The organism is Chimaeribacter californicus (assembly GCF_002858675.1).
Classification (GTDB): domain Bacteria; phylum Pseudomonadota; class Gammaproteobacteria; order Enterobacterales; family Enterobacteriaceae; genus Chimaeribacter; species Chimaeribacter californicus.
On the sequence record NZ_PJZF01000001.1, the window covers coordinates 152,659 to 179,255 of the forward strand.

At 57.6% G+C, this 26,597-nt stretch carries 30 protein-coding genes and 4 tRNA genes; 17 read left to right on the forward strand and 17 right to left on the reverse strand.

Annotated features, from left to right (window positions below):
• Positions 1-211: 211 nt before the first annotated feature.
• The gene (locus CYR55_RS24085) at positions 212-340 is read right to left on the reverse strand and encodes a hypothetical protein (protein ID WP_277622292.1); all 129 of its coding nucleotides are present in this window, start codon (positions 338-340) and stop codon (positions 212-214) included.
• 224 nt (positions 341-564) lie between these two features.
• On the opposite strand from CYR55_RS24085, the gene CYR55_RS00625 reads away from it, so the two are divergent.
• The gene (locus CYR55_RS00625) at positions 565-1,476 is read left to right on the forward strand and encodes a DMT family transporter (protein WP_277622303.1); all 912 of its coding nucleotides are present in this window, start codon (positions 565-567) and stop codon (positions 1,474-1,476) included.
• A gap of 47 nt (positions 1,477-1,523) precedes the next feature.
• Here CYR55_RS00625 and rutG read toward each other — a convergent pair whose 3' ends face one another.
• From rutG to rutA, 7 genes are read right to left on the reverse strand one after another with little or no spacing between them, the layout of a single operon-like run.
• Positions 1,524-2,852, reverse strand: coding sequence for a pyrimidine utilization transport protein G (gene rutG / locus CYR55_RS00630; protein WP_101814245.1), 1,329 nt, complete (start codon positions 2,850-2,852; stop codon positions 1,524-1,526).
• 51 nt (positions 2,853-2,903) lie between these two features.
• The gene (gene rutF, locus CYR55_RS00635; RefSeq protein ID WP_101814246.1) at positions 2,904-3,458 is read right to left on the reverse strand and encodes an NADH-dependent FMN reductase RutF; all 555 of its coding nucleotides are present in this window, start codon (positions 3,456-3,458) and stop codon (positions 2,904-2,906) included.
• A gap of 22 nt (positions 3,459-3,480) precedes the next feature.
• Positions 3,481-4,071: a malonic semialdehyde reductase gene (locus CYR55_RS00640; protein WP_101814247.1), complete on the reverse strand. Its 591-nt coding sequence runs from the start codon at positions 4,069-4,071 to the stop codon at positions 3,481-3,483.
• Positions 4,068-4,859: a pyrimidine utilization protein D gene (gene rutD / locus CYR55_RS00645; RefSeq protein WP_101814248.1), complete on the reverse strand. Its 792-nt coding sequence runs from the start codon at positions 4,857-4,859 to the stop codon at positions 4,068-4,070. Before rutD ends, CYR55_RS00640 begins: the two co-directional genes overlap by 4 nt.
• Positions 4,860-4,883: 24 nt before the next feature.
• Complete coding sequence (gene rutC / locus CYR55_RS00650; protein ID WP_101814249.1) at positions 4,884-5,273, reverse strand: pyrimidine utilization protein C; 390 nt, start codon at positions 5,271-5,273, stop codon at positions 4,884-4,886.
• 17 nt (positions 5,274-5,290) lie between these two features.
• Positions 5,291-6,067: a pyrimidine utilization protein B gene (gene rutB, locus CYR55_RS00655; RefSeq protein ID WP_420912714.1), complete on the reverse strand. Its 777-nt coding sequence runs from the start codon at positions 6,065-6,067 to the stop codon at positions 5,291-5,293.
• The gene (gene rutA / locus CYR55_RS00660; protein WP_101814250.1) at positions 6,064-7,161 is read right to left on the reverse strand and encodes a pyrimidine utilization protein A; all 1,098 of its coding nucleotides are present in this window, start codon (positions 7,159-7,161) and stop codon (positions 6,064-6,066) included. Before rutA ends, rutB begins: the two co-directional genes overlap by 4 nt.
• A 356-nt stretch (positions 7,162-7,517) precedes the next feature.
• Between rutA and rutR the strand changes: the two genes are divergently transcribed.
• Complete coding sequence (gene rutR, locus CYR55_RS00665) at positions 7,518-8,195, forward strand: HTH-type transcriptional regulator RutR (protein WP_101814251.1); 678 nt, start codon at positions 7,518-7,520, stop codon at positions 8,193-8,195.
• Positions 8,196-8,361: 166 nt separating this feature from the next.
• Positions 8,362-9,351 (forward strand): metal-dependent hydrolase, encoded by a 990-nt coding sequence (locus CYR55_RS00670; protein ID WP_101814660.1) that lies wholly within the window; start codon positions 8,362-8,364, stop codon positions 9,349-9,351.
• 57 nt (positions 9,352-9,408) lie between these two features.
• Here the strand turns inward: CYR55_RS00670 and cycA are convergent, their stop codons facing one another.
• Positions 9,409-10,809 (reverse strand): D-serine/D-alanine/glycine transporter, encoded by a 1,401-nt coding sequence (gene cycA, locus CYR55_RS00675; RefSeq protein ID WP_101814252.1) that lies wholly within the window; start codon positions 10,807-10,809, stop codon positions 9,409-9,411.
• 493 nt (positions 10,810-11,302) lie between these two features.
• On the opposite strand from cycA, the gene CYR55_RS00680 reads away from it, so the two are divergent.
• The 5 genes from CYR55_RS00680 to CYR55_RS00700 all read left to right on the forward strand — a co-directional run bounded on the left by CYR55_RS00680 (position 11,303) and on the right by CYR55_RS00700 (position 15,568).
• Positions 11,303-12,886, forward strand: a complete 1,584-nt coding sequence (locus CYR55_RS00680) for an ABC transporter substrate-binding protein (protein ID WP_101814253.1) — start codon at positions 11,303-11,305, stop codon at positions 12,884-12,886.
• 116 nt (positions 12,887-13,002) lie between these two features.
• Positions 13,003-13,078: transfer RNA gene (locus tag CYR55_RS00685), tRNA-Lys, on the forward strand.
• A gap of 432 nt (positions 13,079-13,510) precedes the next feature.
• Entirely contained in the window at positions 13,511-13,807 is a 297-nt protein-coding gene (locus CYR55_RS00690) for a hypothetical protein (protein ID WP_241522047.1), read from the forward strand.
• A 97-nt stretch (positions 13,808-13,904) separates the two neighbouring features.
• Positions 13,905-14,396, forward strand: a complete 492-nt coding sequence (locus CYR55_RS00695; RefSeq protein WP_101814254.1) for a CinA family protein — start codon at positions 13,905-13,907, stop codon at positions 14,394-14,396.
• A 536-nt stretch (positions 14,397-14,932) separates the two neighbouring features.
• The gene (locus CYR55_RS00700; protein ID WP_101814255.1) at positions 14,933-15,568 is read left to right on the forward strand and encodes a glycoside hydrolase family 19 protein; all 636 of its coding nucleotides are present in this window, start codon (positions 14,933-14,935) and stop codon (positions 15,566-15,568) included.
• 42 nt (positions 15,569-15,610) lie between these two features.
• On the opposite strand, the gene CYR55_RS00705 is transcribed toward CYR55_RS00700, so the two are convergent.
• Positions 15,611-15,835, reverse strand: coding sequence for a DUF2594 family protein (locus CYR55_RS00705; protein WP_101814256.1), 225 nt, complete (start codon positions 15,833-15,835; stop codon positions 15,611-15,613).
• 760 nt (positions 15,836-16,595) lie between these two features.
• On the opposite strand from CYR55_RS00705, the gene uvrY reads away from it, so the two are divergent.
• From uvrY to CYR55_RS00740, 7 genes are all read left to right on the forward strand, one after another.
• Positions 16,596-17,252 carry a UvrY/SirA/GacA family response regulator transcription factor gene (gene uvrY, locus CYR55_RS00710; RefSeq protein WP_101814257.1) on the forward strand — a complete coding sequence of 219 codons (657 nt, stop codon included), beginning with the start codon at positions 16,596-16,598 and terminating at the stop codon, positions 17,250-17,252.
• Complete coding sequence (gene uvrC, locus CYR55_RS00715; RefSeq protein WP_101814258.1) at positions 17,245-19,077, forward strand: excinuclease ABC subunit UvrC; 1,833 nt, start codon at positions 17,245-17,247, stop codon at positions 19,075-19,077. The genes uvrY and uvrC overlap by 8 nt, the downstream gene beginning before the upstream one ends.
• A gap of 57 nt (positions 19,078-19,134) precedes the next feature.
• Positions 19,135-19,683, forward strand: a complete 549-nt coding sequence (gene pgsA / locus CYR55_RS00720) for a CDP-diacylglycerol--glycerol-3-phosphate 3-phosphatidyltransferase (protein WP_101814259.1) — start codon at positions 19,135-19,137, stop codon at positions 19,681-19,683.
• Positions 19,684-19,824: 141 nt separating this feature from the next.
• A tRNA-Gly gene (locus tag CYR55_RS00725) sits at positions 19,825-19,900 on the forward strand.
• Positions 19,901-19,965: 65 nt separating this feature from the next.
• Positions 19,966-20,039: transfer RNA gene (locus tag CYR55_RS00730), tRNA-Cys, on the forward strand.
• A gap of 11 nt (positions 20,040-20,050) precedes the next feature.
• Positions 20,051-20,136 (forward strand) — tRNA-Leu (locus tag CYR55_RS00735).
• Between the two features lie 155 nt (positions 20,137-20,291).
• On the forward strand, positions 20,292-20,801 hold the full coding sequence (locus CYR55_RS00740; protein ID WP_101814260.1) for a GNAT family N-acetyltransferase: 510 nt from the start codon (positions 20,292-20,294) through the stop codon (positions 20,799-20,801).
• An 11-nt stretch (positions 20,802-20,812) separates the two neighbouring features.
• On the opposite strand, the gene CYR55_RS00745 is transcribed toward CYR55_RS00740, so the two are convergent.
• From CYR55_RS00745 to CYR55_RS00755, 3 genes are read right to left on the reverse strand one after another with little or no spacing between them, the layout of a single operon-like run.
• Entirely contained in the window at positions 20,813-21,043 is a 231-nt protein-coding gene (locus CYR55_RS00745; RefSeq protein WP_101814261.1) for a hypothetical protein, read from the reverse strand.
• A gap of 17 nt (positions 21,044-21,060) precedes the next feature.
• Positions 21,061-21,768, reverse strand: coding sequence for an SOS response-associated peptidase family protein (locus tag CYR55_RS00750; RefSeq protein WP_101814262.1), 708 nt, complete (start codon positions 21,766-21,768; stop codon positions 21,061-21,063).
• Between the two features lie 40 nt (positions 21,769-21,808).
• A complete protein-coding gene (locus CYR55_RS00755) occupies positions 21,809-22,333 on the reverse strand; it encodes a GNAT family N-acetyltransferase (RefSeq protein ID WP_101814263.1) in 525 nt (174 codons plus the stop codon).
• A 70-nt stretch (positions 22,334-22,403) separates the two neighbouring features.
• On the opposite strand from CYR55_RS00755, the gene CYR55_RS00760 reads away from it, so the two are divergent.
• The gene (locus CYR55_RS00760; RefSeq protein WP_101814264.1) at positions 22,404-22,958 is read left to right on the forward strand and encodes a helix-turn-helix domain-containing protein; all 555 of its coding nucleotides are present in this window, start codon (positions 22,404-22,406) and stop codon (positions 22,956-22,958) included.
• Positions 22,959-22,962: 4 nt separating this feature from the next.
• Here CYR55_RS00760 and CYR55_RS00765 read toward each other — a convergent pair whose 3' ends face one another.
• Both CYR55_RS00765 and CYR55_RS00770 read right to left on the reverse strand, forming a co-directional pair.
• Entirely contained in the window at positions 22,963-23,148 is a 186-nt protein-coding gene (locus tag CYR55_RS00765) for a GhoT/OrtT family toxin (RefSeq protein ID WP_101821668.1), read from the reverse strand.
• A 202-nt stretch (positions 23,149-23,350) separates the two neighbouring features.
• Positions 23,351-23,602 carry a CsbD family protein gene (locus tag CYR55_RS00770; RefSeq protein ID WP_241522048.1) on the reverse strand — a complete coding sequence of 84 codons (252 nt, stop codon included), beginning with the start codon at positions 23,600-23,602 and terminating at the stop codon, positions 23,351-23,353.
• 283 nt (positions 23,603-23,885) lie between these two features.
• Here CYR55_RS00770 and CYR55_RS00775 point away from each other — a divergent pair, with 283 nt between their 5' ends.
• Positions 23,886-24,137 (forward strand): hypothetical protein, encoded by a 252-nt coding sequence (locus CYR55_RS00775; protein WP_146000935.1) that lies wholly within the window; start codon positions 23,886-23,888, stop codon positions 24,135-24,137.
• 55 nt (positions 24,138-24,192) lie between these two features.
• Here CYR55_RS00775 and CYR55_RS00780 read toward each other — a convergent pair whose 3' ends face one another.
• Positions 24,193-25,668 (reverse strand): sugar porter family MFS transporter, encoded by a 1,476-nt coding sequence (locus CYR55_RS00780; RefSeq protein ID WP_101814268.1) that lies wholly within the window; start codon positions 25,666-25,668, stop codon positions 24,193-24,195.
• 519 nt (positions 25,669-26,187) lie between these two features.
• A complete protein-coding gene (locus tag CYR55_RS00785; protein WP_146000936.1) occupies positions 26,188-26,367 on the reverse strand; it encodes a hypothetical protein in 180 nt (59 codons plus the stop codon).
• Positions 26,368-26,597: the final 230 nt, after the last annotated feature.

Consider the following 26,597-nt stretch of genomic DNA (forward strand, 5'->3'; position numbering starts at 1 on the left):
GCAGCAACTATGCCAGTTAACTGATTGTGCAGAACAACTATAGTGTAATTTAGCCTGAGAATATCAAAGAGGTGATTGATAATTTAGGAAAATGAGCGATACGCCGGGCTTTTTGCCGGTCACCGGGGCGTTAACCGGTGGCCAATGTAATACGGTGGCTTAAGGGCAACGTTATCCGGGGAACACGGCCCCGCAGCGGGGGCCGGCAGAATCAACGCGGGTGGCGGCGCGCATGTGGGTTCAGCAGGTTACGTGACCGGCTGAGCCGGACATGGCGGTAAAGGGCATAGGCCGCGAGCACGCAGAATACCACCATCAACATAATTAACGCAGTTTGCATGGGGATCTCCGGTAAAGAAGGAAAGCGCCACTGCCGGACGGCAGCGTAAATCATCTCTGCCGGCTGGCAGCTTAAAGGAGTGTAGTGTACCCCTGTGCGGCGCGTGCGTTTTGTGAGCAGATTACCAGGGATGCCCGGTTGGGCCGCCGGGCGGGAACGGGTATACTGCCGCGCTGTGCCCGGCTGGCGGGCAGATTATTCGCAAGGAATATTTTTTGTCTGACATCTCTGCCCCGGGCCGCCCGGGTTTGCGCCTTGCGCTTCAGGAGTGGGTGCTGATCGGCATTACCATGATCTGGGGCGGCACGTTTTTGGTGGTTCATCTGGCGGTGCAGGTCAGTGGGCCGTTCTTTTTTGTTGGCCTGCGGTTTGCTACGGCCACCGCGGTGCTGCTGCTGTTCTCTGCCCATACGCTGCGCGGCCTGACCTGGGCTGAACTGAAGGCCGGCAGCCTGGTGGGCGTGGCCATTATGTTTGGTTACGGCCTGCAAACGGTGGGGTTGCAGAGCATCGACAGCAGCAAGTCCGCCTTTATTACCGCCATGTATGTGCCGATCGTGCCGCTGTTGCAGTGGCTGGTATTGCGGCGTGCGCCGGGCCTGATGTCTTCGCTGGGCATTGTGCTGGCGTTCACCGGGTTAATTCTGCTTGCCGGGCCGGACAACGCCTCGCTCAGCTTCACTTTTGGCGAGCTGATTACGCTGGTGAGCGCGCTGGCAATTGCCGCCGAAATCCTGATGATCGGCGCGTTTGCCGGTCAGGTGAATATCCGCCGCGTGACCATTATCCAGCTCGGTACGGCGTCACTGCTGGCCTTCCTGATGATGGCCCCGGCGGGGGAAAGCGTGCCGCCGCTCTCTGACCGGCTGCTCTGGAGCGCGTTGGGGCTGGGCTGCGCCAGTGCGCTGATCCAGGTCACCATGAACTGGGCGCAGAAGAGTGTGTCACCCACGCGTGCCACGGTGATTTATGCCGGTGAGCCGGTGTGGGCCGGTATTGTCGGGCGGCTGGCCGGTGAACGGATGCCGGGCATTGCGCTACTGGGCGGGGCACTGATTGTGCTGGGGGTGCTGGTGAGTGAGCTGCGGCTGAAAAGAAAAAAACCGGCCGCTGTCTCAGACGGGTGTGCTGGATAGCGGCCGGCGTTCATCAAACATGATGAGCTAAGGAGAAACTGAGGTCGTCAGTGATCTTTTAATGCAGGTTCTGTGCCAACCGGCAGCACGCGCCGGTTGCGCAGCAAGGCATTGAGGATAATCGCCCCAAAAGTGGCGGTGCCGATGCCGCCCATGGTGAAGCCGCCCAGGCTCAGCGCAAAGTCCCCGGCGCCCAGTACCAGCGTCACGGCGACCATGATCAGGTTGCCGTTTTCACTGAGATCCACCCGGTTCTGTACCCAGATGCGCGCGCCTGCCACCGCAATCAACCCGAATACCACAATCGAGGTGCCGCCCAGCACCGGGCCGGGAATGGTGTGGATCACTGCACCAAACTTGGGCGAAAAGCCCAGCAAGATGGCGACCAGCGCTGCCGCCACAAAGATCAGCGTGGAGTAGATGCGGGTCACTGCCATCGCGCCGATATTTTCGGCATAGGTCGTCACGCCGGTGCCGCCCATGGAGGCGGAGAGCATGGTCGCCAGACCATCGCCGACAAAGGCGCGCCCCATGTAAGGGTCGAGGTTTTTACCGGTCATGCCCGCCACGGCTTTGATATGGCCGAGGTTCTCTGCCACCAGGATCACCGCCACCGGGGCAATCAGCAGCATCGCATGGCTGCTGAACACCGGGGTACTGAAGGTCGGCAGGCCGATCCAGGCCGCCTGTGCCACCGGCGCAAAATTCACCGGTGTGCCCCAGCCCAGGCCGTTGGTCACCGCGATATAGATCAGGTACGCCGCCAGCAACCCCATCAGGATCAGCAGGCGTTGCAGCAGCCCGCGGGTAAACACCGCCACACTGCCGATGCAGAGCACCGTGACCACCGCCATCCAGCTGTCAAACATCGAACCGGAGACGCTTTTCACCGCAATCGGTGCCAGATTCAGGCCAATCGCCATCACCACGGCCCCGGTCACCACCGGCGGCATCAGCCGTTCAATCCAGCGGGTGCCGGCCGCCATCACAATCACCCCTACCAACGTATAAATTGCGCCACAGGCGATGATGCCGCCCAGCGCCACGCCGATATTGGGGTTCGGCCCCTGGCCGCTGTAGCCGGTTATGGCGATCACCAGCCCGACAAAGGCGGCGCTGGAGCCGAGGTAACTGGGCACCCGGCCGCCCACCACCAGAAAGAACAGCAGGGTGCCGATGCCGGACATCAAAATCGCCAGATTGGCATCAAAGCCCATCAGCAGCGGCATCAGTACCGTGGCGCCAAACATCGCCACCGAGTGTTGCAGCCCCATTACCAGTGTCGGCCAGAGCGGCAACCGCTCATCCGGGGCGATGATTGCGCCGTCAAGATTGCCCTGCCGTTTATGCCATTGCGGAAACCAGGAATGTGCCATGGTGTTCTCCAGAAGTGGAATGCGGGCCGCCGCCGGTGGGCAGCGGGCCGGTTAGCTGAGCTGACGCGTCAGGGGGTGGTAGCGCCGGTCGAAATAGACCAGTCCGTGGCCGGCATCATTGTGCAACAGCGCCACCACCTCACAGAACAGGATGTCATGGGTGCCGACGCTCACCGTCTGAGTGATGCGGCAGTCAAAGCTGACCACTGCCCCGGCCAGCACCGGCGAGCCGGTCTCCAGCCGTGACCAGTCGGCGGCGGCAAAGCGGGCTTCCATCGGCGTTTTGCCGCCAAACAGGTTCGAGAGATCCTCATGCCCGGCGGCCAGCGTGTTCACACAGAGTTGCTGGTTACCGGCGAAGACCGGGTGTACCGAGGCGGAGCGGTTCAGGCAGACCAGCAGCGTCGGCGGGGTGTCGGTGACGCTGCACACCGCCGAGGCGGTAAACCCGGCCCGGCCGGCAGGGCCGTCAGTGGTAATGATATTCACCGCCGCGCCCAGGCAGGACATGGCATTGCGGAAGGTGTGTTTGTCCAGCGGTTCAACCGGTACGGCCCGGCGTGCTGCCAGGCCGGCGGCATCCGCCTGAGTGAGTGCAGTATGCATACTTCAGTTCCTTATCACGGGGTCAGATCAACCGGCAGGCGCGGTCGAACGGCAGACGCGGCAGGCGGCCATACACTTTTGCAGGGTCGCCATAACCGATGTTAATCAGAAAATTCACTTTCCAGCCCTGTTCCGCCAGAAACTCACGCTCAACGTGCGCCGGGTCGAAACCGGACATCGGCCCGGTGTCCAGCCCCAGAGACCGGCAGGCGATGATCAGGTAGGCGGCCTGCAGGCTGGCGTTACGGAACGCCGTCTCGTGGGCCAGTTCCGGGCTGGAGGTAAACCAGCTGCGGGCATCGCCGTGCGGGAAGAGTTCCGGCAGGGCGTCATAGAAGGCCGGGTCCCAGGCCATAATGGCAGTGACCGGGGCGTTTTGGGTTTTGCCGACGTTGCCGCTGGAGAGGGCAGGCAGCAGCCGCGCGCGGGCCTCCGGGCTGCGCACAAACACGATGCGCGCCGGGCCACAGTTGGCGGATGTCGGGCCCAGGCTGGCGAGCTGGTACACCTCCTGCAACAGCGCGTCACTCACCGGTTTATCCAGCCAGCCATTCTGGCTGCGTGCCTCAGTAAACAGCGTTGCCAGGGCGGCGGCGCTCAGGGCTTCATTCATACAGGCTCCATGCGGTGGCGTTGTAGCCACGCCAGTAAAAGGGCGTTGAAAGTATCCGGGTCAGTGACGCTCATGGCATGGCCACCATAGGCCATCTCCTGGTAATGGCCCTGCGGCAGCGCCGCCGCCAGCGCCGCCGAGCAGGGGTAAGGCACCAGCAGGTCATCCCGGGCGCAGAGCGCCAGTACCGGCCGGTCCAGCGCCGGCAGCCGGGCGCGCAGGTCAACGGCCATCAGTGCATCCAGCCGGCGCAGCAGGTTCTCCATGCCCTGAAAATGCGCGACCTGATGCGCCTGCTCCTGTTCCAGCAGTGCGTCATGCTGCGACAGCCAGTCCGCCGGGTAGAGGAACAGCGGCTGGGCGCGCACATAGGATTCCACCCCGCTGTTCAGCAGCAGATCGCGGCGCACGGTGAAACAGCGCCGGGTCTGGCTGTCGAGCACCGGCCAGCCGTTGACCACCACCAGGCTCTGCAGCAGGCCGGGATAATCCAGCGCCAGCTGCAACCCGATGATGCCGCCCAGCGCATGGCCCACCAGGTGGCAGCGCTGCACCTCCAGCCGCTGCAACAGCGCGGCCAGTTCAGCGGCCATGTCCGCCATCCGGTAGCCCGCGGCCAGGGTGCTGCCGCTGCGGCCGGTGCCGTTCTGGTCATAGAGAATGACCCTGAATTGCTCCGCCAGCACCGCCAGCTGCGGCTGCCAGAAACTGCCGCTGCCGCCGAGCCCGGCGGAGAGCACCACGGTTTCCGCCGTGGGCGAGGAATTGCCCAGCACCTCGTAATACATAGTGGCCTCTCTTATGCGTGGCGGTCAGGGCGTGCCGATGTGGGCAATAGTGGCGATCTCAATCAGCGCGTCCGGTTTCACCAGCCCGCACTGGATGCAAAAACGGGCCGGTTTGTCGCCCGGGAAGTACCCGGCGTAGACCTGATTAACCGCCGCGTAATTGGCCCAGTCAGTGATAAAAATTGAGTTAAAGGTCACGTCATCCATTGTGCCGCCGGCGGTTTCGATCACGCTTTTAATGATCTCCAGCACATGGCGCGTCTGGGCGGCGGCATCACCGACGTGCACCACATTGTTCTCTTTATCGAACGGCAGCGTCCCGGAGACATAGACCACGCCGTCGGCCAGCGTACCGGGCACAAAGGGGGCCAGCGGCACGCCGCTGCCGGGGGGAATAATGGCTTGTTTAGGCATTGCGTCTCTCCCTGAAGTCAGGCGGTCTGGCTGAGCGGGGCGGAGTGCCCCTCCACGGCGCGGCAGAAGCTCGCCACGTCCGAGACCCAGCCGAAAAAGGTTTCGATGTTGAACAGCGCGGCCTGCTGGGCAAACGGCGGCCCGGCCTGATGGGTGGCGTCTTCCAGCACCACGCCGAAATATTCCAGGAAGAAGCCGTCGCGCAGCGTGGACTCCACGCAGACATTGGTGGCGATGCCGGTAAACACCAGATGGTGGATGCCGTAACTGCGCAGCAGGCTGTCGAGCTGGGTATTGAAGAAGCCGCTGTAGCGTGGTTTCGGCAGCACAATGTCACCCGGCTGCGGGCGCAGTTCATCGACCAGATCGTAATCCCAGTCGCCTTTTGCCAGCAGTTTTCCCATCAGCGCCGGGCGTTTACGCATGGTTTTCAGCGCATTGGATTTGTGGAAATTGGGTGAGCCGGGGCCGCCCGCCTCCACATACTGGTTGTCCCAGCCGTTCTGGAAGAAGATCACCTTGATCCCGGCGGCACGGGCGGCGGCAATGGCCGTTTTAATATTGGCAATCACCGGCCCGGTGGCAGAGACGTCAAACCCGGCCAGATCCAGATAGCCGCCCTGCGAGGCATAGGCATTCTGCATATCCACCACAATCAGCGCGGTCTGCTGCGGGCTGAAGGCGAGCGCCTCCGGCCGCGCGGGCAGGATCACTTCGCTGCCGGGCTGGCCGGGCTGGCGGCGCACCACAGGGGTATTCTCTGCGTCGTGCTGGGGGTCAACAATGTTCATTATGCTACCTCGCGGTTGGTGTCATCGGCGATCGCCGACTGACGGGTTTTCATCAGCGGCTGGATGCGCTCGCCAAACTGCTCAATGCCGTTGATAAAATCATCAAAGGTCAGCAATACGCCCTCGGTGCCGGGCACGGTGGCCACGTCATCCAGCATCTTCGCCACATGGGCGTAAGAGCCGACCAGCGTCCCCATATTGATGTTGACGGCGGAGGTGGGGTCGGCCATCTGGCGGACGTTGGTGTCCGCGCCGGATTTGGTGTCTTTGCTGCTCTGCTCGGTGAGCCAGGCCAGCGCCTCGGTGTCTGCGCCTGCTTTGTAGTGCTCCCATTTGGCGCGCGCCGCTTCGTCGGTTTCATCGGCGATGATCATAAACAGCACGTAGGAGGAGACGTCGCGCCCGGTTTTTTCTGCCGCGCTTTTCATGCGGGCGGCCGTCGGCGCAAAAGCCGTCGGGGTGTTGACCCCCTTGCCGAAGCAGAAGTTGTAGTCGGCGTACTGGGCGGAGAAGGCCATGCCTGCGTCGCTCTGCCCGGCGCAGATCACTTTCATGTCTGCCTGCGGCTGCGGGCTGAGGCGGCAGTCATCCATCTGGAAGAAGTCGCCTTTGAAGTCCGATTTGCCGGTGCCCCACAGGTCACGCAGCACCTGCACATACTCGGCCAGGTAGTCATAACGGCGGCTGAAGTAGTCATCACCCGGCCAGATGCCCATCTGCTCATATTCCGGTTTCTGCCAGCCGGTCACCACGTTCAGGCCGAAACGCCCGTTGGAGATGGAATCAATCGTCGAGGCCATGCGCGCCACAATCGCCGGGGGCAGGGTGAGGGTAGCGGCAGTGGCAAAGATTTTGATGCGGGACGTCACGGCAGCCAGCCCCGCCATCAGCGTGAAAGACTCCAGGTTATGGTCCCAGAACTCGGTTTTGCCGCCAAACCCGCGCAGCTTGATCATCGACAGCGCGAAGTCGAAATGGTAGTGCTCCGCTTTCTGCACAATGGCTTTGTTCAGCTCAAAGGTCGGTTTGTATTGCGGTGCATTCGTGGAGATTAACCAGCCGTTGTTGCCGATCGGGATAAAGACGCCAATTTTCATCTGCACACCTCATGTAATCAGGACGGTCATGTCATCAGGAAGGTCGCCGGTTCAGCGCCGCCGTGGTAAGAGAGGTATTGCAAACGCAGTGCCACTTTTTCGAACCCTACTATAATCAGTAGCTTAAAAAATAACGGCGGGTGATTACTGACTACATGGTCTGAAACAGACCATTTGGTAAAAAATTTGTGCACAAAAAGCAGGCAGGATTGAGCGAAAATGGTGCAAATTTGTTAAAAAATTAACCCAAAGGGGGTATCCCGCGCAGAGGTGCTCAACGTAGGCGCATTCATCGACATTTGTTATGCTTGATGAAGAAAACATCATGTAAATAATTGAGAGTCCCGGGAGGGGATGTGAAGTCACCCGCAGAACAGGATGCCCGGCCGGTGGCCGCGGCCACCAAAGCAAAAACGCCGACCCGCCGCTCACGGGCCGTGGCCGCCAAGCGGCAGGCGATTATGGCGGCGGCCCTGGAATTTTTTTCCCAGTACGGCATCCACGGCACCAGCCTCGATCAGGTAGCGGCGCGGGCTGACGTCTCCAAAACCAATCTGCTCTACTATTTCCCGTCAAAAGAGGCGCTCTATGTGGCGGTGCTGAAAGATATCCTCGACATCTGGCTGGCCCCGCTGAAAGCGCTGCGCGCCGATCAGGCCCCGCTGGAGGCGATCCGCGACTATATCCGGCTGAAACTGGAGGTATCGCGGGATCATCCGCAGGCGTCGCGCCTGTTCTGCCTGGAGATGGTTCAGGGCGCGCCGCTGCTGAAGCAGGAGCTGCAAGGCTCGCTGAAAACGCTGGTGGCAGAGAAATCCGCGATTATCGAAGAGTGGGTGGCAACAGAACGCATCGCGCCGGTCGCGCCGTTGCAGCTGATCTTTATGCTGTGGGCCACCACCCAGCACTACGCGGATTTCTGGGTGCAGGTCGAGGCGATTTCCGGCCGCTCGTTGCAGGATGACGCCTTCTTCCAGCAGACCGTAGAGACCCTCCAGTGCATCATTATCGACGGCATCCGCCTGCGCCCCTGAGCCGCCTTTCGCCCTCCGGTAAGGGGGCATTAATCCTAATCTCTGTTTCCCTTTGCCGGAGTTTTGGTGTTTTTGCCCATCAACGCATAGGGTTAAACCAGCCACGGTGAACGCTAACGCCGTCATGCTGTTCTCTTTTTCGTTTTTTGCCGTTCAGGGAGATGAGATGGACTCTGTTTCACAACTGGCGCTGGGTGCCGCCCTCAGCGTCACGGTGATGGGCCGCCGGATGCCGGTCTGGCAATCGGCGCTGCTGGGGGCAGTCTGCGGCACGCTGCCCGATCTGGATGTGTTTTTCGACCGCGGTGACCCGATCAGCAACATGACGATGCACCGCACCGAAAGCCACGCGCTGTTCTACCTGACGCTGGTGTCGCCGCTGCTCTCCTGGCTGGGCGGCATCCTGTTCCGGCTGCGCGGCCAGGTGATCCGCCTCTGGCTGGCGGTATGGCTGGCGCTGATTACCCACCCGTTGCTGGACACCATGACGGTGTACGGCACCCAATTCGGCCTGCCGTTCACCGACTATCCCTATGCCATCGGCAGCATGTTCATCATCGATCCGCTCTATACCCTGCCGCTGCTGGTGGGCGTCATCGCTGCCCTGATCCTGCGTAACCGGCGCGGCCTGCGCTGGAACCACGGCGGCCTGATAGTGAGCTGCGCCTATCTGCTCTGGAGCCTGTTTGCCCAGCAGCAGGCAACGGAGGCCGCCCGGCAGGCGATCGCGCAGAATTATATTAACGGCGAGCGGGTGCTGGTGACGCCTACCAGCCTGAACACGCTGGTGTGGCGGGTGGTGGTCATGACACCGGGCACCTACGGCGAAGGCTTCTATTCTCTGCTGGCCCCGCAGCGGCCGCTGACCTTCACCTTCTACCCGCGCGGTGAGGCGCTGTATGCCCGTTACCGGGATAATCCCTATGTGGCGCGCATGGCGTGGTTCACCCACGGCTTTTTCCGGCTGAGTGAACAGAACGGGCACCTGTGGCTCAGCGACCTGCGTATGGGCGAGGAGCCCTATTACACCTTTACCTTTGATCTGGGGCCGGTGAACACGCCCGACGGAGAGGTGCTGCCGACGCGGATCAACACCGTGCGCCCGCCGGTCAGTGAGATGATCGGCCGGGTATGGCAACAGATGAAAGCAGAGTAGGGAAACGCGGGGCAGGAACGAGGAAAAGGCCCCGCCGCAGCGGGCGGGGCAGGCAGGTCAGGCGCGTTGTTTGCGGCGCAGCGCCGCGTAAGTCACACCCAGCAGCAGGAACCAGACAGGCGTCACCATCAGTGCCTGGCGGGTATCTTCCTGTAAGGTCAGCAGCACCAGCACAAAGGCGAAGAAGGCCAGGCACACCCAGCACATCACCACGCCAAGCGGCATTTTATAGGCAGATGCCTGGTGCAGTTGCGGGCGGGTGCGGCGGTAGACCAGATAGGAGCAGAGAATGATGCTCCAGACAAACATAAACAGGATCGCTGACACGGTGGTGACCAGCGTAAACACCGTCATCACATTCGGGATCAGGTAGATCAGCACCACGCCGCTCAGCAGGCAGATGCAGGAGAAGATAAGCCCGGTGGACGGCACCGCACGGCGGGAGAGGCGGCCGAAGCTTTTCGGCGCGCTGCCTTCCTGCGACAGGCCGAACAGCATACGGCTGGTGGAGAAGATGCCGCTGTTGGCCGAGGAGGCAGCAGACGTCAGCACCACAAAGTTAATGATACTGGCCGCAGCCGGCAGGCCCACCAGCACAAACAGTTCCACAAACGGGCTTTTGTCCGCGACCACGGAACGCCACGGCGTTACTGCCATGATGGTCACCAGCGCAAACACATAAAACATGATGATACGCAGCGGGATGGAGTTAATGGCACGCGGCAGCACGGTTTCCGGATCTTTGGTTTCCGCGGCGGTGGTGCCCACCAGCTCAATGCCGACAAATGCAAACACCGCAATCTGGAACCCGGCAAAGAAGCCGCTCAGCCCTTTCGGGAACATGCCGCCGTCATTCCAGATGTTGCTGAACGCGGCAACGCTGCCGGACGGGGAAGGGAAGTGCATCATCACCATCACCACACCGGCGATAATCAGCGCCACAATCGCGACAATCTTGATCATCGCAAACCAGAACTCCATCTCGCCGAACAGCTTGACCGTGGCCAGGTTGAGGCTCAGCAGCAACAGCACGCAGAGCAGCGAGGCGACCCAGTGCGACAAACCGGGGAACCAGAACTGCGCATACGAGGAGATGGCGACCACATCCGCGATGCCGGTAACAATCCAGCAGAACCAGTATGTCCAGCCGGTGAAATAGCCGGCCCAGGGGCCGAGCAGGTCGGTGGCAAAATCGCTGAAGGATTTATATTCCAGGTTGGATAACAGCAGCTCGCCCATGGCGCGCATCACGAAAAACAGCATAAAACCGATGATCATATAGACGAAGATGATCGACGGTCCGGCCAGGCTGATGGTTTTGCCGGAGCCCATAAACAGCCCGGTGCCGATGGCTCCGCCGATAGCGATAAGCTGAATATGCCGGTTTGTCAGATTACGTTTCAGATTCTCTTCACCGCGCTCGGGGGCGGTGCTGAGTTCTTTTGTTTGATCAACCATTAATAAAGGTTCCTGTCTTGTTATCAGTGATGAGCTCTGAATGGCTCTTGTTGATGTTGTGTTGTGCCTGAATCGGTTATCAAGATAATGTAATATTTGTGTTAACTGTTAGTTCCGCAAAGGCTATTTTCTGCGGGCACAGGCGTGAGGCTTGTATACTTATTTTTACGCGTAAAGCCCGCCTGCCGGGGCAAATAGCAAAGCGCAAGAGGCTAACAAAATAAATACCGCTGAACAATGTGATTCCGGTCACGGAGAAAGTAAATTGTGCGCTTCTCCGGGGCATTATTTCCTTCAGGCGGGAAGACGGTGAATAAAGCGGCAGGGGCCGGCGAGAAATGCAGCCATCAGCGCCGGTTATCCTGCCGCCCGGCATGATAAGCCGTTGATCTGGCTATTCTCTGAAAGGTGCTAAGCATTGCCGGATCCGGCATTTCACCCGGCACCGGAAACCCCTATAGTCGGGATATCGCTTTTCTTTCAGGAAGATGCCATGTTCAGACTGTTGCCCGTTACGGCGGCCCTTGCCGCGCTCATTGGTTTTTCCCCGGCGCAGGCAGCGACCCCGCCGGATACGCTGATTGTGGCCATCTCGCTGGATGGGGTAATCAGCCTCGACCCGGCAGAGAGTTTTGAGACGGTCAGCACCGGCAGCCTGGTAGATATCTATCAGGGGCTGGTGGCGTCTGACCGGCAGGACCCGCGTAAACTGGTGCCGGCACTGGCCACCGGCTGGCAGCCGGGGGAGAGTGAGCACAGCCTGCTGTTTACCCTGAACCCACAGGCGCGTTTTGCCGGCGGCAACCCCGTCACGGCGGACGATGTGATCGCCTCCCTGAGCCGGGTGGTAAAGCTGAATAAGACCCCGGCGTTTATTCTGAGCGAGTTCGGCTGGACACCGCAGAACATTGACGCGCAATTTACCCGGCGCGGCGACCACCAGCTGGAGATCCGCTGGACGTCGCCGATTGGCCGCGATCTGGCATTACGCCTGCTCTCTGCCCCGGTGGCGTCCATCGTGGACAGCAAACTGCTGGCGCAACATACCCAGGGCGATGACTTCGGCAACGGCTGGCTGCGTACCCATTCCGCCGGCAGTGCAGCCTACCGCGTGCGTAACTATATTCCCCATGAGGCGCTGATCCTGGAGGCGAATCCGCAGGCCGTCACGGCACCGAAACTGAAGCGGGTTATCCTGAAAAATGTTGCAGACCCCGGCACCCGCCGGTTACTGCTGGAACAGGGCGACGCCGATGTGGCCTACGACCTGGGCGCAGACCAGTTTGCCGCGCTGGCGCACCAGCCGGGCGTGCGGGTAGCGGGCTTCCCCTCCGGGCTTATCTACTACCTCGGTTTCAACACCCAGGACCCGCAGCAACCGGCGCTCGGCAAACCCGCCTTCTGGCAGGCAGCACGCTGGCTGGTGGATTATGACGGCATCGCCAACCAATTGCTGAAAGGGCAGTTCCAGGTGCACCAGGCGTTTCTGCCGCAAGGCTTTGACGGTGCGCTGGAGAGCAAGCCGTTCCATCTGGATGTGGCAAAAGCGAAAGCGATCCTGGCCGGGGCGGGCATCAAACCGGGCACCCAATTTGATCTGACCATCGTTAACCAGCCGCCGTACACCGATGTGGCGCAGGCGTTACAGGCCAGTTTCGCCAAAGCGGACATCATGCTCAACATCAAACCGGTGCCGGAGGCGGAGCTGTGGGGCAAAATGCGCAGCCGCAATTTCCAGTCGATCTTTATCTACTGGGGGCCGGACTACATCGACCCGAACACCAACGCCAGCACCTTTGCCTATAACGTGCCGGACGGGCCGAAAACCCTGGCCTGGCGCGTAGGCTGGCAGATCCCGTCACTGAGTGAACAGACCCGCACCGCGGCGGCGGCCAGTGATGCCGCGCAACGCCATGCGCTGTATACCCAGTTGCAGACGGAAATCCAGCAAAACTCACCCTATGTGGTGACGCTCCAGGGCCAGCGGCAGGTGGGGTTGCGCAGCAATATCGAGGGCGCAACGCAGAATCTGGGCAACAGTATGCTGTTCTACGATGCCGTCAGCAAAAAGGGCTGAATAAAGGCATTTCCACACAGCCTTTGTGGGAAACGCACTTATTGCTTACGAATCAGTCACACATTAGGGCGACGGGTTTGACTTCTCCCCTGCGGAGGCGAATAATTCACCGCGTTGGGTCGTTAGCTCAGTTGGTAGAGCAGTTGACTCTTAATCAATTGGTCGCAGGTTCGAACCCTGCACGACCCACCAATGAATACAAGGGCTTACGCCGTCATAGCGTAAGTCCTTTTTTTTCGGGGCATCCCAGGGATCTCCCTCTTTTCCTGATGCATGGCGCAGCTGCTCCTGCTGCATAGGGTGTTGCCCGGGCGCAAAAAAGCCCGCGCTGGGCGGGCAAAGGTTTTACGTGTGTACTCTTATTGTGATCCTAATGCTCTCAGCGTCAGGTCATGAGGTTATCGGCAGGCGCAGCCCAAATCTGAGAAAGGGGCGGGCGTCGGTTGATGTTAGGGAAGCTGGTGCAGGCCGACGCCGGCGCGCCGGGATGTTTAACCCTGCCGGTAATCCGTTAAAAAACCACGCAATATCGCCCTCCGGATCTCATTTCCCTTTCAGGATAACAAATAAGATAACCCGGTATTTTTTGCGCGTTCTATTACGTTCCCTAAAAAAGGAGAGGCAATGTTCAGGAATATCCCTTTTCAGGCAGTCCTGTTGGTTTGCCTGAGTTTACCGGTTTGTGACGCCACAGCAAAAAAAGCAGTGACCCCGGATGAGGAAATAAAACAACACTTAATTGATGAGTCCATTTCTGCTTATTCCGGCAACTGCGCCTGCCCCTATAACAGCGCCCGTAACGGCAGCCGCTGCGGCAAACGCAGCGCCTGGAGTAAACCAGGGGGTGCTGACCCGCTCTGTTATAAAGATGATGTCAGTGAGGAACAGGTGGAAGCATGGCGCAGGGCGCATGGAGAGTAGAGCACTCCACCCACCGGCGCCGGTAAAGCAGACTATGCTTATACACTTCCCGGCATTATTCCTATGCCGGCTTACTGGCCATTATGCTGGAGGTTATATGGATAAAAAACTGCAACACACTGCGGAAGAACTCGGGGAAGTCCTGAAAGCACGCGGGATGAAAGTGACCTTTGCGGAGTCCTGCACCGCGGGGCTGGCAGCGATGGCCGTAGCCTCTGCCAAATCGAGCGCGGATTTTTTCAGCCGTGGCTTCATTACGTATACCAACCAGGCGAAGCAGGAGGTACTGGGGGTCAGTCACAGTGCGCTCGAGACCTATACGGCAGTCAGTGAACCGGTGGTACGTGAGATGGCGCAAGGTGCGCTGCGTATCTCCGGGGAGCAGGCGGCTGTCTCCATCAGTGGCTACGCCGGGCCGGATGGCGGGCCGGACGGTACACCCGCCGGTACGGTCTGGTTTGGCTGGGCGTTCTCTGACGGGCTGACCGTTGCGGAAGTGGAGACCTTTTCCGGTGATTGTGAAGAAGTCATTGTCGCCGCCGCAAACTTTGCCCTGACGCGTCTGACCACGTTGCTGGAAAGCCGCTAACCGCCTCCCTCTGTACCGGGCCCGTGCGCTGTGTAACGGGCCTGATGCCCTGTCTGTTTACTCTGCCGAAGTCAGCCTCTGACGTACTTTATTGCCGGTTAATCCCCCGATAAATAAGCAACGCTTCTGCCCGGCAACACGACGCCGGTTTCTGATGAACGTCATCACTGGCCGGCGTGGTGTGGTTTCTTATCCTGATTCAACCCGTTATTCACACCGTAAAATGAAAGAAAGAAAAAAATATCAATGAGGAGAGTTAATTTAATTACCCCCATTTATTTATTCCAGAATGACGTCAGTGATTATTTTCCAGTTAATAAAGAAATAGTCTGCTTTATATTTATTTTTCGCAACGCGTTATTTCGCTAAATTACCCCGGGCGTATAATAGGACTGGTGCAGGCTTTCCTCACGATCCTCATTATTATCATTGAGTTATTTTGTTATTTGCCGTGATATTTAGTGATGCCGGACCGGCTATTCTATTTCGTGTGGATGCTACCGTTTAAAAAAACTTACCAATCGGAGAGCACACCTATGACACGCGATCAATTTAAACAGGCTGCCGCCCTGACGGACGCGCTGGCCGACCGCTGGTACGAGCCGGTGATGCAGACCTGCCACGAGTTTGTCATTGACACGTTAGCGCGCCAGGCCTGTTTTATTGCCCAAATTGGCACCGAGTCCGGCGGCTTTACCCGGATTATCGAATCTTTTAATTACAGTGTGACCGGCCTGATTATTTTTGGCCCGCGAATGACGCCGCAGCAACGGCAGGCCCTGGGGCGCAAACCCGGCGAGCCGGCCCTGCCGCTGGAGCGGCAGCGGGCCATTGCCAACCTGGTTTACGGGGGGCGGGTGGGCAATACGCAGCCTGACGATGGCTGGACCTACCGGGGCCGGGGCCTGAAACAGGTGACATTTAAAGGCAATTATTTGCAGTGCGGCCGGGCGCTGGGGCTGGATCTGCTGGGGAACCCGGATCTGCTGCTGCTGGACATCAATGCCGCCCGTTCGGCGGGCTGGTTCTGGCGGGAAAAAAACCTCAGCCGGTTTGCGGATATGGGAGATTTCATCGGCATGACCAAGGTCATCAACGGAGGACTGAACGGCATTGAAGACCGGCAGGCGCGCCTGCGGGTCGCGCAGAAAGCGCTGGGACTGGTGAAATGAGCCAGGGAAGGGAGCCAGACGGCGGGCGTCTGGCTCAACAGATTATTGGCGGTAGGCCTGCTTGATCTGGGCCAGCGTCGTACGGAAGGTTTCCGCCTGCTGTTCATCTTCAATCTGGGCGATGAATTTTTCCAGGTTCAGGACCACTTTACCGGCATCTGCCTGACCCAGCGCCTTCAGGATCATGGTCAGGGTGGCTTTCAGGCAGGCAATTTCAGTTGCCAGGGTTTCTACGTTCGGGTCAGTGGCAAATTCGTTAAGGCTCACAATGTCATCTCCTTGCGATGAACAACGCGTTACGGCATACGCAGCACAGCAACGCAAAATACAGAAGCGGGCGAGTATACCATAGGAAAAGCGGCTTCTCTCCTTCGTCCGTGGCCGGCCGGAGACGGGTATCCGGGGGAGCGCATAAAGGTATATGTCAAAAAAGAGATAAAGTGATCAAAAAAGTTATAAAAAAGACACGGGATGGAAACAAGTATTTAAAATATATCATTCTTACTTTCTTTACCGGGCCAATTATCCGGCAAAACGTGCGGTTGGTTAATTGATTTATCCTGGACAGTGAAATAATTCACCTGTTTTAATGTAAATGTGCTGTAAAAATGATCTGACAGTGTTGGCAATTTTCCACCTTTTTGACTAGATTCAAAGAGTTGTCGAAAGGAGATGTCGGTATGAAACCGCTAGCAATTTTTTACAGTGTTTATTGGTCAAATAAGCGGGCATACAGTAAAATGCCTCGTGCAAATAGCCATGCCGTTTTAGCAACGAATAAAAACAAAGTTCGCTGACGGCAGTGCGCAGGTTGTCACCTTCGGATGATAGAAAAACAGATGTTGTAAAAGACGGAAGTGGTAAAAAACGGATGTTGTAAAAACAGAGGCTGACGCGTGCCGTTATGGCGTATCCCGCCGTATCAGGTGCTTTGCACGCTATTCTGTGTTCATTTCTGGCTTAGACATTGACATTTCTCAGTGGACAATAGCTGACGGCGTTACTCCCTTTTTTTGGAGAATTCTCTTTGATTAGCGTTCTTCTTGTTGATGACCACGAATTGGTGCGCGCAGGGATACGACGCATTCTTGAAGATGTGAAAGGTATCAAGGTCTCAGGCGAGGCACAGTGCGGCGAAGATGCCGTTAAATGGTGCCGCAATAATGACGTTGATATTGTGCTTATGGACATGAACATGCCGGGAATCGGCGGGCTGGAAGCCACGCGCAAAATTGTGCGGTTCTCACCTGATATCAAAGTCATTATGTTGACGATCTATACCGAAAACCCGCTGCCGGCCAAAGTCATGCAGGCTGGAGCGGCAGGTTACCTGAGCAAGGGGGCCGCCCCGCAGGAGGTGATTAACGCTATCCGGGTGGTCTCGGCCGGCCAGCGTTATATCGCGTCTGACATTGCCCAGCAGATGGCCCTGAGCCAGCTCGAGCCGCAGACCGAGACACCGTTTGGCTGCCTTTCTGAGCGCGAACTGCAAATCATGCTTATGATTACTAAGGGCCAGAAAGTGAATGAGATCTCCGAGCAGCTTAATCTCAGCCCGAAAACCGTGAACAGCTATCGTTATCGCATGTTCAGTAAGTTAAATATCAGCGGTGACGTTGAGCTGACCCATCTGGCTATTCGTCACGGCTTATTCAATACCGAGAGCCTAACCAGCAGTGAGTGAGCGTTTCGATTCCCAGGCATTTCTGAAAACTGTCACCAGCCAGCCCGGTGTGTACCGGATGTACGATACCACCGGGACGGTCATCTATGTAGGGAAAGCCAAAGACCTGAAAAAGCGTCTTTCCAGCTATTTCCGCACCCATGTCGGCAGCCGCAAAACGGAAAATCTGGTCAAGAATATTGACCAGATTGACGTCACCGTGACCCACACGGAAACCGAGGCGTTACTGCTGGAGCACAACTACATCAAACTTTACCAGCCGCGCTACAACGTGCTGCTGCGTGATGATAAATCCTACCCGTTGATTTTCCTGAGTGCCGATGATCACCCGCGCATCGCTATTCACCGCGGGGCTAAACACGCGAAAGGCGAGTATTTCGGGCCGTTCCCTAACTCGTATGCCGTGCGTGAAACGCTGGCGCTGCTGCAGAAGCTGTTTCCGATCCGGCAGTGTGAAAACAGCGTCTACCGCAACCGTTCGCGCCCCTGCCTCCAGTACCAGATTGGGCGCTGCCTTGGCCCCTGCGTGAAAGGGCTGGTGAGCGAAGACGAGTACCGCCAGCAGGTGGAGTATGTGCGGCTGTTCCTGGCCGGCAAAGATCAGCAGGTGCTGACCCAGCTGATTGAACGCATGGAGCAGGCCAGCAAAGGGCTGAACTTTGAGGAAGCCGGGCGCATCCGCGATCAGATCCAGGCGGTGCGCCGGGTGACGGAGCGGCAGTTTGTGTCGGGCGACGGTGACGACCTCGACGTTATCGGTGTCTCTTTTGATGCCGGGCTGGCCTGTATGCACGTGCTGTTTCTCCGCCAGGGGAAAGTGCTGGGCAGCCGCAGCTACTTCCCGAAAGTACCGGGCGGCACCGAGCTTGCTGAAGTGGTGCAGACTTTTATCGGTCAGTTCTATTTGCAGGGCAGCGAAGGCCGGACCCTGCCGGGGGAAATTCTGCTGGATTTCGATCTGCCGGAGAAAGAACTGCTGGCCGCCTCACTGAGCGAGATGTCCGGCCGCAAAATTGCGATCCAGACCAAACCGCGCGGCGACCGGGCGCGTTACCTCAAACTGGCACGCACCAATGCGGCCACGGCGCTGGCGACCAAACTCTCCCAGCAATCCACCATTCACCAACGGCTGGCGGAGTTGTCGAAAGTGCTGAATCTGCCCGAGATCAACCGCATGGAGTGTTTTGACATCAGCCACACCATGGGGGAGCAAACCGTGGCATCCTGCGTGGTATTTGACGGCAACGGGCCGGTACGCGCCGAGTACCGCCGTTACAACATCACCGGCATTACGCCGGGGGATGACTATGCGGCGATGGCGCAGGTACTGAAACGCCGTTACGGCAAGGCGCTGGAAGAGAATAAAATCCCGGATGTGATCTTCATTGATGGCGGGAAAGGGCAGCTGGGCATGGCGATGGATGTGTTTGCAGAACTGAATGTGACCTGGGATAAAACCCGGCCGAAACTGATCGGCATCGCCAAAGGCACTGACCGCAAGGCGGGGCTGGAGACGCTGTTCTTTAAACCGGAAGGGGAAGGGATGTCCCTGCCGCCGGATTCTCCGGCCTTGCACGTCATCCAGCATATCCGGGACGACTCACATAACCATGCGATTACCGGCCACCGGAAAAAACGGGCGAAAGTGCGCAATACCAGCGCGCTGGAAACGATTGAAGGCGTCGGCCCGAAACGCCGTCAGGTATTGCTGAAATATATGGGCGGGTTGCAACCCCTGCTCAACGCCAGCATCGAGGAAATTGCAAAAGTGCCGGGTATTTCACACGCATTGGCAGAAAAAATCTACAATGCGTTGAAACACTAAGGGCAATGTAGCAACATACTCACAATAATCCCTTTTGCCAGACAGTTACTGAGCGCTATGCAATTTAATATACCGACTTGCCTCACGTTGTTTCGCGTGGTTTTGATTCCCTTTTTTGTGCTGGCGTTCTACCTCCCGTTTGTCTGGGCGCCCATGGCCTGTGCCCTGATCTTCGTGGTGGCAGCCATCACTGACTGGTTTGATGGTTTCCTGGCCCGCCGCTGGAAGCAAACCACACGCTTTGGTGCCTTCCTTGACCCGGTGGCTGACAAGGTCATGGTGGCGATTGCGCTGGTGCTGGTGGCAGAGTATTTCCACGCCTGGTGGATAACCCTGCCGGCCGCGACCATGATTGCGCGTGAAATTATTATCTCAGCGCTGCGGGAGTGGATGGCGGAAGTCGGTAAGCGCAGCAGTGTGGCGGTTTCCTGGGTTGGTAAGGTGAAAACCACTGCGCAGATGCTGTCGCTGGTGGCGTTGCTGTGGCGGCCCGATCCCTCGCTGGAGTTTGTAGGGATCATCGCACTCTACATCGCGGCGGTGCTGACTTTCTGGTCAATGTTCCAATATTTGCACGCAGCCCGGAAAGATTTGCTTGAACCGTGATCGATGTGACTTAAAAAGCGCCAAATGAACATTTTGCGCTGATAATTCTGTTGACTCATTGGCACAGGTAAGTAGAATGCAACGCATCGGACGGCAGCACAGCTTGCTGAAAGATAATAAAATCAGTAGCTTCTGATTAATGCGGGAATAGCTCAGTTGGTAGAGCACGACCTTGCCAAGGTCGGGGTCGCGAGTTCGAGTCTCGTTTCCCGCTCCAAATTTTAATAAGCTGGTAAGCGAAAGCATTACGAGTTTAGCCATGGAAAATGGCAAATCAGTTACGGCGCGTTAACAAAGCGGTTATGTAGCGGATTGCAAATCCGCCTAGTCCGGTTCGACTCCGGAACGCGCCTCCACTTTTCCCGATGCCCGGGTGGTGAAATCGGTAGACACAAGGGATTTAAAATCCCTCGGCTTATGGCTGTGCGGGTTCAAGTCCCGCCCCGGGTACCACGGAAAGTAAAAGAATAATAAAGCAATAAGCAGTAATGTCGTAGACCGCCGAGAGGCGGTTTTTTTGTTTTTGTCCCTTTATCCCATCAAAGCCCATAGCCACGGCCAGCCATTTTTTATACGCTCATCTCTCCCTTTTTTCCGGAGAACAGACCATGCCAGCGCATACCCAGCCCCCTGTTACCATCAGCCGTTTCCAGCCCACAGACCGTGATCAGGTGATCAAGGTGATTTTGCCTATTCAGAATCAGGAATTCGGTATCGCCATTACCGCAGAACAGCAGCCGGATCTCAGCGATATCCCCGGGTTTTATCAATGTGATGGCGGGGAATTCTGGGTAGCACGCTGTGGGAGTGAGATTATCGGTACGCTGGGGCTGAAAGACATCGGTAACCAGCAGGCTGCCCTGCGTAAAATGTTTGTCACCGCCGCCTACCGGGGCCGGGCGTGGTCAGTCGCGCCCCAGTTACTGGCTGCGTTGTTCCGCCACGCCGCGGAGGTGGACATCCGTGATATTTATCTGGGTACGACTGACAAATTCCTGGCCGCCCAACGCTTTTATGAGAAGCAGGGGTTCAGTGAGGTGGCTGCCAATACCTTGCCTGCGGCGTTCCCGCGCATGGCGGTAGACAGCAAATTTTACCGCTGGTCAGCTGCCGCGTAGGGCGTAGTGGCTTACTCCTGCTCCCAGTGGTTATCCCATTGGGCATTTTCTATCAGCGGGCGCAGAGCCTGATCAAAGACTTTCATCTGGGCCGGTGAGAGGTTGGCCAAAGTCTTTTCCGCCATAATCTGCCGGGCCACGCCGCGTGCGCTGGCCAGATTGGTGCCGCTCTGGCCGGCGGTTTCTTCAATCAGCTCCGGCAGATTATGGTAGATATGGCTAAGGGCGTTGATATTCAGCATGTTTCCTCCACGGTCTGTCAGACCAGCGGATTATCAATGGGCTCCAGCATCGCCGGCCCGTCGTGGTGCGGGTTGCCGACCGCCTTGTCAACCGGGTGCCAGCTGAACTGCTCCACCGGCACGGCACCTTCCGTAGCCAGCGTCTCGGCTTCCTGCGGGCTCAGGGTGGGATCAAGCCAGGCGCGCGCCGCGTCCGGCGTCAAGACCAGCGGGCGGCGGTCATGAATGTCGAGCAGCCCGGCATCAGAGGCGGCGGTAATAATCACAAAACCGTCGTCATCCGGCGGCTCTGGGGCATCCGGGTGGAATTTGCTGATGGCTGCAAAGAAAATCGGCGTACGGCGCTGGTGATAAATAAAGTAGGGTTGTTTACGCTTAGCGTCTTCCGGGTCTTTTTTCCACTCAAACCAGCCGTCCGCCATCACCAGCGCCCGGCCATGTTGCCAGAGCGGTTTAAACATCCGGCTTTCGGCCGCAGTCTCCACCCTGGCATTGATCACCGGTGGCCGGTGCGCCTCTTTGGCCCAGTGCGGCTGGTAGCCCCAGCGCACCGGATCCAGATGCAACTGGTCATTGCGCTGGTTCAGCAGCAGCACCCGGGTGCCGGGTGCCACGTTATAGCGGTCAATCGGCACGGGATCCAGGCCGCCACTGAAGGCGATGCCCGGGGCCAGTGCCTCCAGGTAGTCTGACCTCGTCTGATGCTGTGAAAAGCGTCCGCACATAATGCCTCCTGTTATTGCCAACAGGCTAAGTATAGGAAACTTAGAGGGCGGCGATCGGCTGGTCTGGTGTCGGCAACAATAACTGGTAAAAGGCGAGATCGAGCCAGCGGTCAAATTTATAACCCGCCTGCCGCACTGTACCGCAGTGGCTGAAGCCAAGGCGCTCGTGCAGCGCGATGCTGCCCTGGTTGGTGCTGTCGATGCCGCCGACCAGCGTATGCACCTGGCGTGCCTGCGCTTCGGCGATCAGCCGCTCCAGCAGCCGGCGGCCCAGCCCGCGCCCCCGGTGATCCGGGTGGACATACAGCGAGTGCTCGACGGTGTATTTGTTGGCGGGGAACGGGCGGAAGGTGCCGTAGCTGGCAAAGCCCAGCAGGTTACCGTGCTCATCTTCCAGGCCGATTACCGGAAAGCCATTGTCCCGTTTTACGGCAAACCAGGTGCGCATCGCAGAGAGCGGCCGGGGTTGATAATCGTACAAGGCCGTGGAGGTGAGGATCGCCTCATTAAAAATGGCCAGAATCGCCTCTGCATGCCGCTCTTCACTGCATTCAACCCACTTCATCTTGAACACTCCTGCTGTGCTGTTTACTATAATGGATATTATTCTCCTAAAGTAAACGCGGGCATGAGCCATGTCAATTGATGAGATTATCGCCGGCCAGTTATACGCCCGGCGCAAGGAAAAGGGCTGGAGCATTGACATGCTGGCGCAGCAATCAGGGGTGAGTAAAGCGATGATTTCAAAAATTGAACGCCAGGCAAGCAGCCCCAGTGCAGCCACCCTGGGGCGGCTGGCGGCCGGGCTGGGTATTTCGCTGGCTGAATTGATCACTGCACAAGAACCGCAGCCCCATCCCCTGCGCCGCCGCGATGAACAACCGGTCTGGCGCGATCCCGATCTCGGCTATCTGCGGCGGCAGGTCAGTGAAAAAAACGCGGGGCAGGGGGCGGAACTGGTAGAAATCACGCTGCCGGCCGGGGCCAGAATCAACTATCCCCGCTGGAACGCCGCGCCTTATCGGCAGCAATTATGGGTATGTGAGGGCACCGTCACGCTGACATATGGTAAAGCGCGCTATGTGCTGGCCGCGGGGGATTGCCTGAGTTTCGGTGTCGATGCACCGCTGACGTTTGCCAACCCGGGCAGCCAGCCCTGCCGTTACCTGCTGGTGATGGCCTCAGCCTGACGGCTCAGAACAGGGAAAACAGCAGGACGACCGGAAAACTCAGCGGCCAGGTCAGGCCAATAATGCCGGACGTAAATAACCGGATCCTGAATGAGGAATCACGGCTGATCAGTAAGGTAAAAAGGGCGGAGAGGGCAAAGCCGATAAGGAAAATGGTTTTTAACGCTTCCCAGGCGGTATGAGCAGACACATCTATTACCTGTCGTTTACACAATGTCATTATTGTATTGATTTTGCACTTTTCTATCAATTCTTTGATCGGGGTAATAGACAAATTAAAAAAATGGGAGAGATAAACGCAGCCGATGTCCCCTTACCGTTAGCGCAGCATCACAGCCAGACGTAAAAAAGCCCGGCCAGGCCGGGCTTACACAGAGCGTCATCACCAGTGATTAACGGCGGCCGCCCAGCAGTTTTGCCAGAACGAAACCAACCCCTGCGGCCACCAGCAGTGCCGGTACCGGGTTGTCAGACGTTGTGCGTTTCACGGTGTCTACCGCGTCATTGACAGCATAAGAAGCCTGGGAAAGGTTCTTACGCACAGCCCCTTCAAATTGAGTCTTGCTGTCATCAGTTGCGCGACCAAACTGTTCCTGGCCCGCACCCACAGCTTCTTCTGCTTTATCTTTTACTTTATCAAACATATGCAAACTCCATTTGTGAGTGAACGTATTAAAAGCATAGACCAGAAAATCGGTTCCGGCAGGGTTATTAACATGCCGTAACAATGGTTTTCGCAAGTGAGCGTTTTCACTCCCCCGCTTTTCAGCCGCTGAGCCCCCCGTCCTGCCTGAAGATGCTATGCCCCTGATTTTACCGGTGTTGGGTTAGCATGTTGTTACATTCTGCTGCCGGAATCCTTACAGGCAAACCCTGTACTCTCTATCCGGCGAATGAATCGTTGAACAAACAGACACAGAGGTAAGAATGAAGGTAATGAAATCAGTGATGCTGGGATCGCTGTTAGCCCTGAGCAGTGCCGCTATGGCAGAACCGATGCACGCTGACGCGACCCCGGTTAACAAAGCTGAACTGAGCCACGCACACCGCGCAGCCCACCCGGTGAAACCCGTCAGCCATAAGCCGGTGCATCATGTGAAGAAAAAAGCCGTGAAAAAGCCGGTGCCGAAGAAAGCTAATGCGCCGCACGACAGCCGCGTTAACGATCAGCCGCATTAAGCCCGGCTGTATCATGCATCACGAAAAAGCCCACCGGAAGGTGGGCTTTTTGCTGTCAGGCCTTGCGTTTATGCCCGGTGGAAAGGCGCGGGCTGACAGGCGAAGACTGGTAACGATCGCGGAAATAGTGCTCGATCTGCTCCAGGCTGCGGCCCCGGGTCTCCGGTACACACAGCACCACAAACAGCGACCCGGCGATGCCGATGCAGGCAAAAGTGAAGAACGCCCCGGCCAGCCCCACGCCGGCCAGCAACATCGGGAATGCCAGTGAGATCAAGAAATTGGCGATCCACATGGCAAAGACGGAAGCCCCCATACAGATGCCGCGCATGCGGATCGGGAAGATTTCAGAGAGCAGCAGCCAGGTCACCGGTGAGAGCGCGCCCTGCTGGAAGCTCAGGAACATCAGCATCCCGGCCAGCACCAGATAACTGCGCAGCAGGTTAGGCAGGCCGCCCACCGTTTCCGGCATCAGGATACAGACCGCGCCCAGGAAGAACAGGCAGCAGGTACAGCCTATCTGCCCAATCAGCACCAGCGGCCGGCGGCCGATTTTGCCCAGCAGCCAGATGCCGGCAAAGGTCATGGCCACGGAAATCACCCCATTGGCGATGGTCGCCAGCAGAGCAGCATCGGTGCTCAGGCCGGTAGCTTCCAGCATGGTCGGCGCATAATACATAATGGTGTTGACGCCGGTGAGTTGCTGGATAACCGCAATCCCGATGCCCAGCAGGAACAGCTTCATTAACCACGGTGTGGCGAGGTCACGCAGGCGGCCTTTGCCCTGATGGCGGTTTTCTTCAATGGTCTCCTCAATCTCTGTCATCTCCCATTCCACATCCTGCGTGGAACGGGTGCGCTCCAGCACTTTTCTCGCCTCAGCCATGCGTCCCTTCATGGCATACCAGCGCGGGGAGTCCGGCATAAACAGCATACCGAACCACAGCAGCACGGCTGGAATAGTGGCGATCGCCAGCATCCAGCGCCAGGTGGATTCCCCGCCCCAAAGCTCATGGAAGGTGGCATTGGAGATGTAGGCCAGCATCTGGCCGGAGACAATCATCAGCTCCTGCAGCGTCACCAGCTGCCCGCGGCGGTTGGCCGGGGCAATCTCCGCAATATAGACCGGTACCGTGGCCGCTGCGCCGCCCACGGCGACGCCCAGCACCAGCCGGAAGGCGATCATCCAGGTGACATCCGGGGCCAGCGAGGTGCCGATAGCACCGACAGCAAAAATCACCGCCAGAAACAGGATGATCTTTTTGCGTCCCGCGGCATCTGCCAGATGGCCGGCCATCAGCGCCCCAAAGGCTGCGCCAAACAGCAGGGAACTGGTCACCAGCCCGGTGGTAAAGGGCGTCAGGTGCAGTTCCTGGCCCATAAACAGCAGGGCACCGGAGATCACGCCGGTGTCATAGCCGAACAGCAGGCCACCCAGCGTGGAGATCAGCACGATAATTTTAACGAAGGGTTCGGTTTTGGTTTGACTGTTTGGCCCAGAAGCAGGGTTGGTTGTTATGTATTGTTCCATGATAGCTCCAGTGGTCTTGCAGGGTCTGGTCGTTACAAGGGAGTAAGATAAAAAACATCACATCAAAAAATTCGTTAACAAATGACGCCATGGTTGTAGATAACTTGTTGCAGATCGTGAGCGACAGATAGTTATAGACAGAAAATTTCATTTATTAAAATATTGGAAATTTAATTTTGTGTGCTGGCTCATAAAATAGCAGTGTATTACGGCAAAATAGCGCTAAAAAAGGAGGGATGGCGCCTTTAAACGATGTGGTGGGTGAATTATCTGGTTTTAAATGAAATTAATATTTCTTTGTTGGTTGGTAAAGAAATAAATGATCAGGATGGGTGAAATGAGCTGGTATTGAAGATCAAGCAGTTGCGGCGGGTGGTGTGACACGGCGCATGTTTCATTTTTCCGGCAACAGGCTGGGCCAGGCAGCAGGAAATCATGCGGGCTTCGCAGTCATTGTGAAGGGAAGCTCAACAGACAGGCGTAACACAGAAGGCAGATAAAAAAGGGCAGGCCGGGGAATTATAAACGGCGATTCTCCTGGCTTACTTCAATCAAATCACTCAACGCATGCATTGAGATGCCGCTGTTACCCCAGTCAACCATCGCCCAGGGTTTTTCCTGATTGGAAAGCATGGAAATAACCCGGCCTACGATCTCACCGGTTTTATGCTTGACCAAAGAATTGACACTGATGCTCATGATATGCCCCTCCATTATATGCCTCTTGCCAGACTACCCCCGCCTCAGAACGATGCCAACAAGCTTATTAAGGATATTGCTATAACATTAGCGTAAATCATCGTTCAGCGGGGCAGAAATGCTGGGACAGCACCTGAGCGGGCACCGGGGCTGGATGGCCCTGGAGGAAGGGGTGAAAAAAAAAGCACTTTACTTTATGGAATGATAATCGTTATCATCAAGTCGCTTTC

Excerpts from the sequence above, each read along its gene's own strand:
- CYR55_RS24085 (WP_277622292.1), bottom strand. The coding sequence starts at position 340 with ATGCAAACTGCGTTAATTATGTTGATGGTGGTATTCTGCGTGCTCGCG.
- rutG (WP_101814245.1), bottom strand. The coding sequence starts at position 2,852 with ATGGCACATTCCTGGTTTCCGCAATGGCATAAACGGCAGGGCAATCTT.
- rutF (WP_101814246.1), bottom strand. The coding sequence starts at position 3,458 with ATGCATACTGCACTCACTCAGGCGGATGCCGCCGGCCTGGCAGCACGC.
- CYR55_RS00640 (WP_101814247.1), bottom strand. The coding sequence starts at position 4,071 with ATGAATGAAGCCCTGAGCGCCGCCGCCCTGGCAACGCTGTTTACTGAG.
- rutD (WP_101814248.1), bottom strand. The coding sequence starts at position 4,859 with ATGTATTACGAGGTGCTGGGCAATTCCTCGCCCACGGCGGAAACCGTG.
- rutC (WP_101814249.1), bottom strand. The coding sequence starts at position 5,273 with ATGCCTAAACAAGCCATTATTCCCCCCGGCAGCGGCGTGCCGCTGGCC.
- rutA (WP_101814250.1), bottom strand. The coding sequence starts at position 7,161 with ATGAAAATTGGCGTCTTTATCCCGATCGGCAACAACGGCTGGTTAATC.
- CYR55_RS00670 (WP_101814660.1), top strand. The coding sequence starts at position 8,362 with ATGGACTCTGTTTCACAACTGGCGCTGGGTGCCGCCCTCAGCGTCACG.
- cycA (WP_101814252.1), bottom strand. The coding sequence starts at position 10,809 with ATGGTTGATCAAACAAAAGAACTCAGCACCGCCCCCGAGCGCGGTGAA.
- CYR55_RS00680 (WP_101814253.1), top strand. The coding sequence starts at position 11,303 with ATGTTCAGACTGTTGCCCGTTACGGCGGCCCTTGCCGCGCTCATTGGT.
- CYR55_RS00690 (WP_241522047.1), top strand. The coding sequence starts at position 13,511 with ATGTTCAGGAATATCCCTTTTCAGGCAGTCCTGTTGGTTTGCCTGAGT.
- CYR55_RS00695 (WP_101814254.1), top strand. The coding sequence starts at position 13,905 with ATGGATAAAAAACTGCAACACACTGCGGAAGAACTCGGGGAAGTCCTG.
- CYR55_RS00700 (WP_101814255.1), top strand. The coding sequence starts at position 14,933 with ATGACACGCGATCAATTTAAACAGGCTGCCGCCCTGACGGACGCGCTG.
- pgsA (WP_101814259.1), top strand. The coding sequence starts at position 19,135 with ATGCAATTTAATATACCGACTTGCCTCACGTTGTTTCGCGTGGTTTTG.
- CYR55_RS00740 (WP_101814260.1), top strand. The coding sequence starts at position 20,292 with ATGCCAGCGCATACCCAGCCCCCTGTTACCATCAGCCGTTTCCAGCCC.
- CYR55_RS00745 (WP_101814261.1), bottom strand. The coding sequence starts at position 21,043 with ATGCTGAATATCAACGCCCTTAGCCATATCTACCATAATCTGCCGGAG.
- CYR55_RS00750 (WP_101814262.1), bottom strand. The coding sequence starts at position 21,768 with ATGTGCGGACGCTTTTCACAGCATCAGACGAGGTCAGACTACCTGGAG.
- CYR55_RS00755 (WP_101814263.1), bottom strand. The coding sequence starts at position 22,333 with ATGAAGTGGGTTGAATGCAGTGAAGAGCGGCATGCAGAGGCGATTCTG.
- CYR55_RS00760 (WP_101814264.1), top strand. The coding sequence starts at position 22,404 with ATGTCAATTGATGAGATTATCGCCGGCCAGTTATACGCCCGGCGCAAG.
- CYR55_RS00770 (WP_241522048.1), bottom strand. The coding sequence starts at position 23,602 with ATGTTTGATAAAGTAAAAGATAAAGCAGAAGAAGCTGTGGGTGCGGGC.
- CYR55_RS00775 (WP_146000935.1), top strand. The coding sequence starts at position 23,886 with ATGAAGGTAATGAAATCAGTGATGCTGGGATCGCTGTTAGCCCTGAGC.
- CYR55_RS00780 (WP_101814268.1), bottom strand. The coding sequence starts at position 25,668 with ATGGAACAATACATAACAACCAACCCTGCTTCTGGGCCAAACAGTCAA.
- CYR55_RS00785 (WP_146000936.1), bottom strand. The coding sequence starts at position 26,367 with ATGAGCATCAGTGTCAATTCTTTGGTCAAGCATAAAACCGGTGAGATC.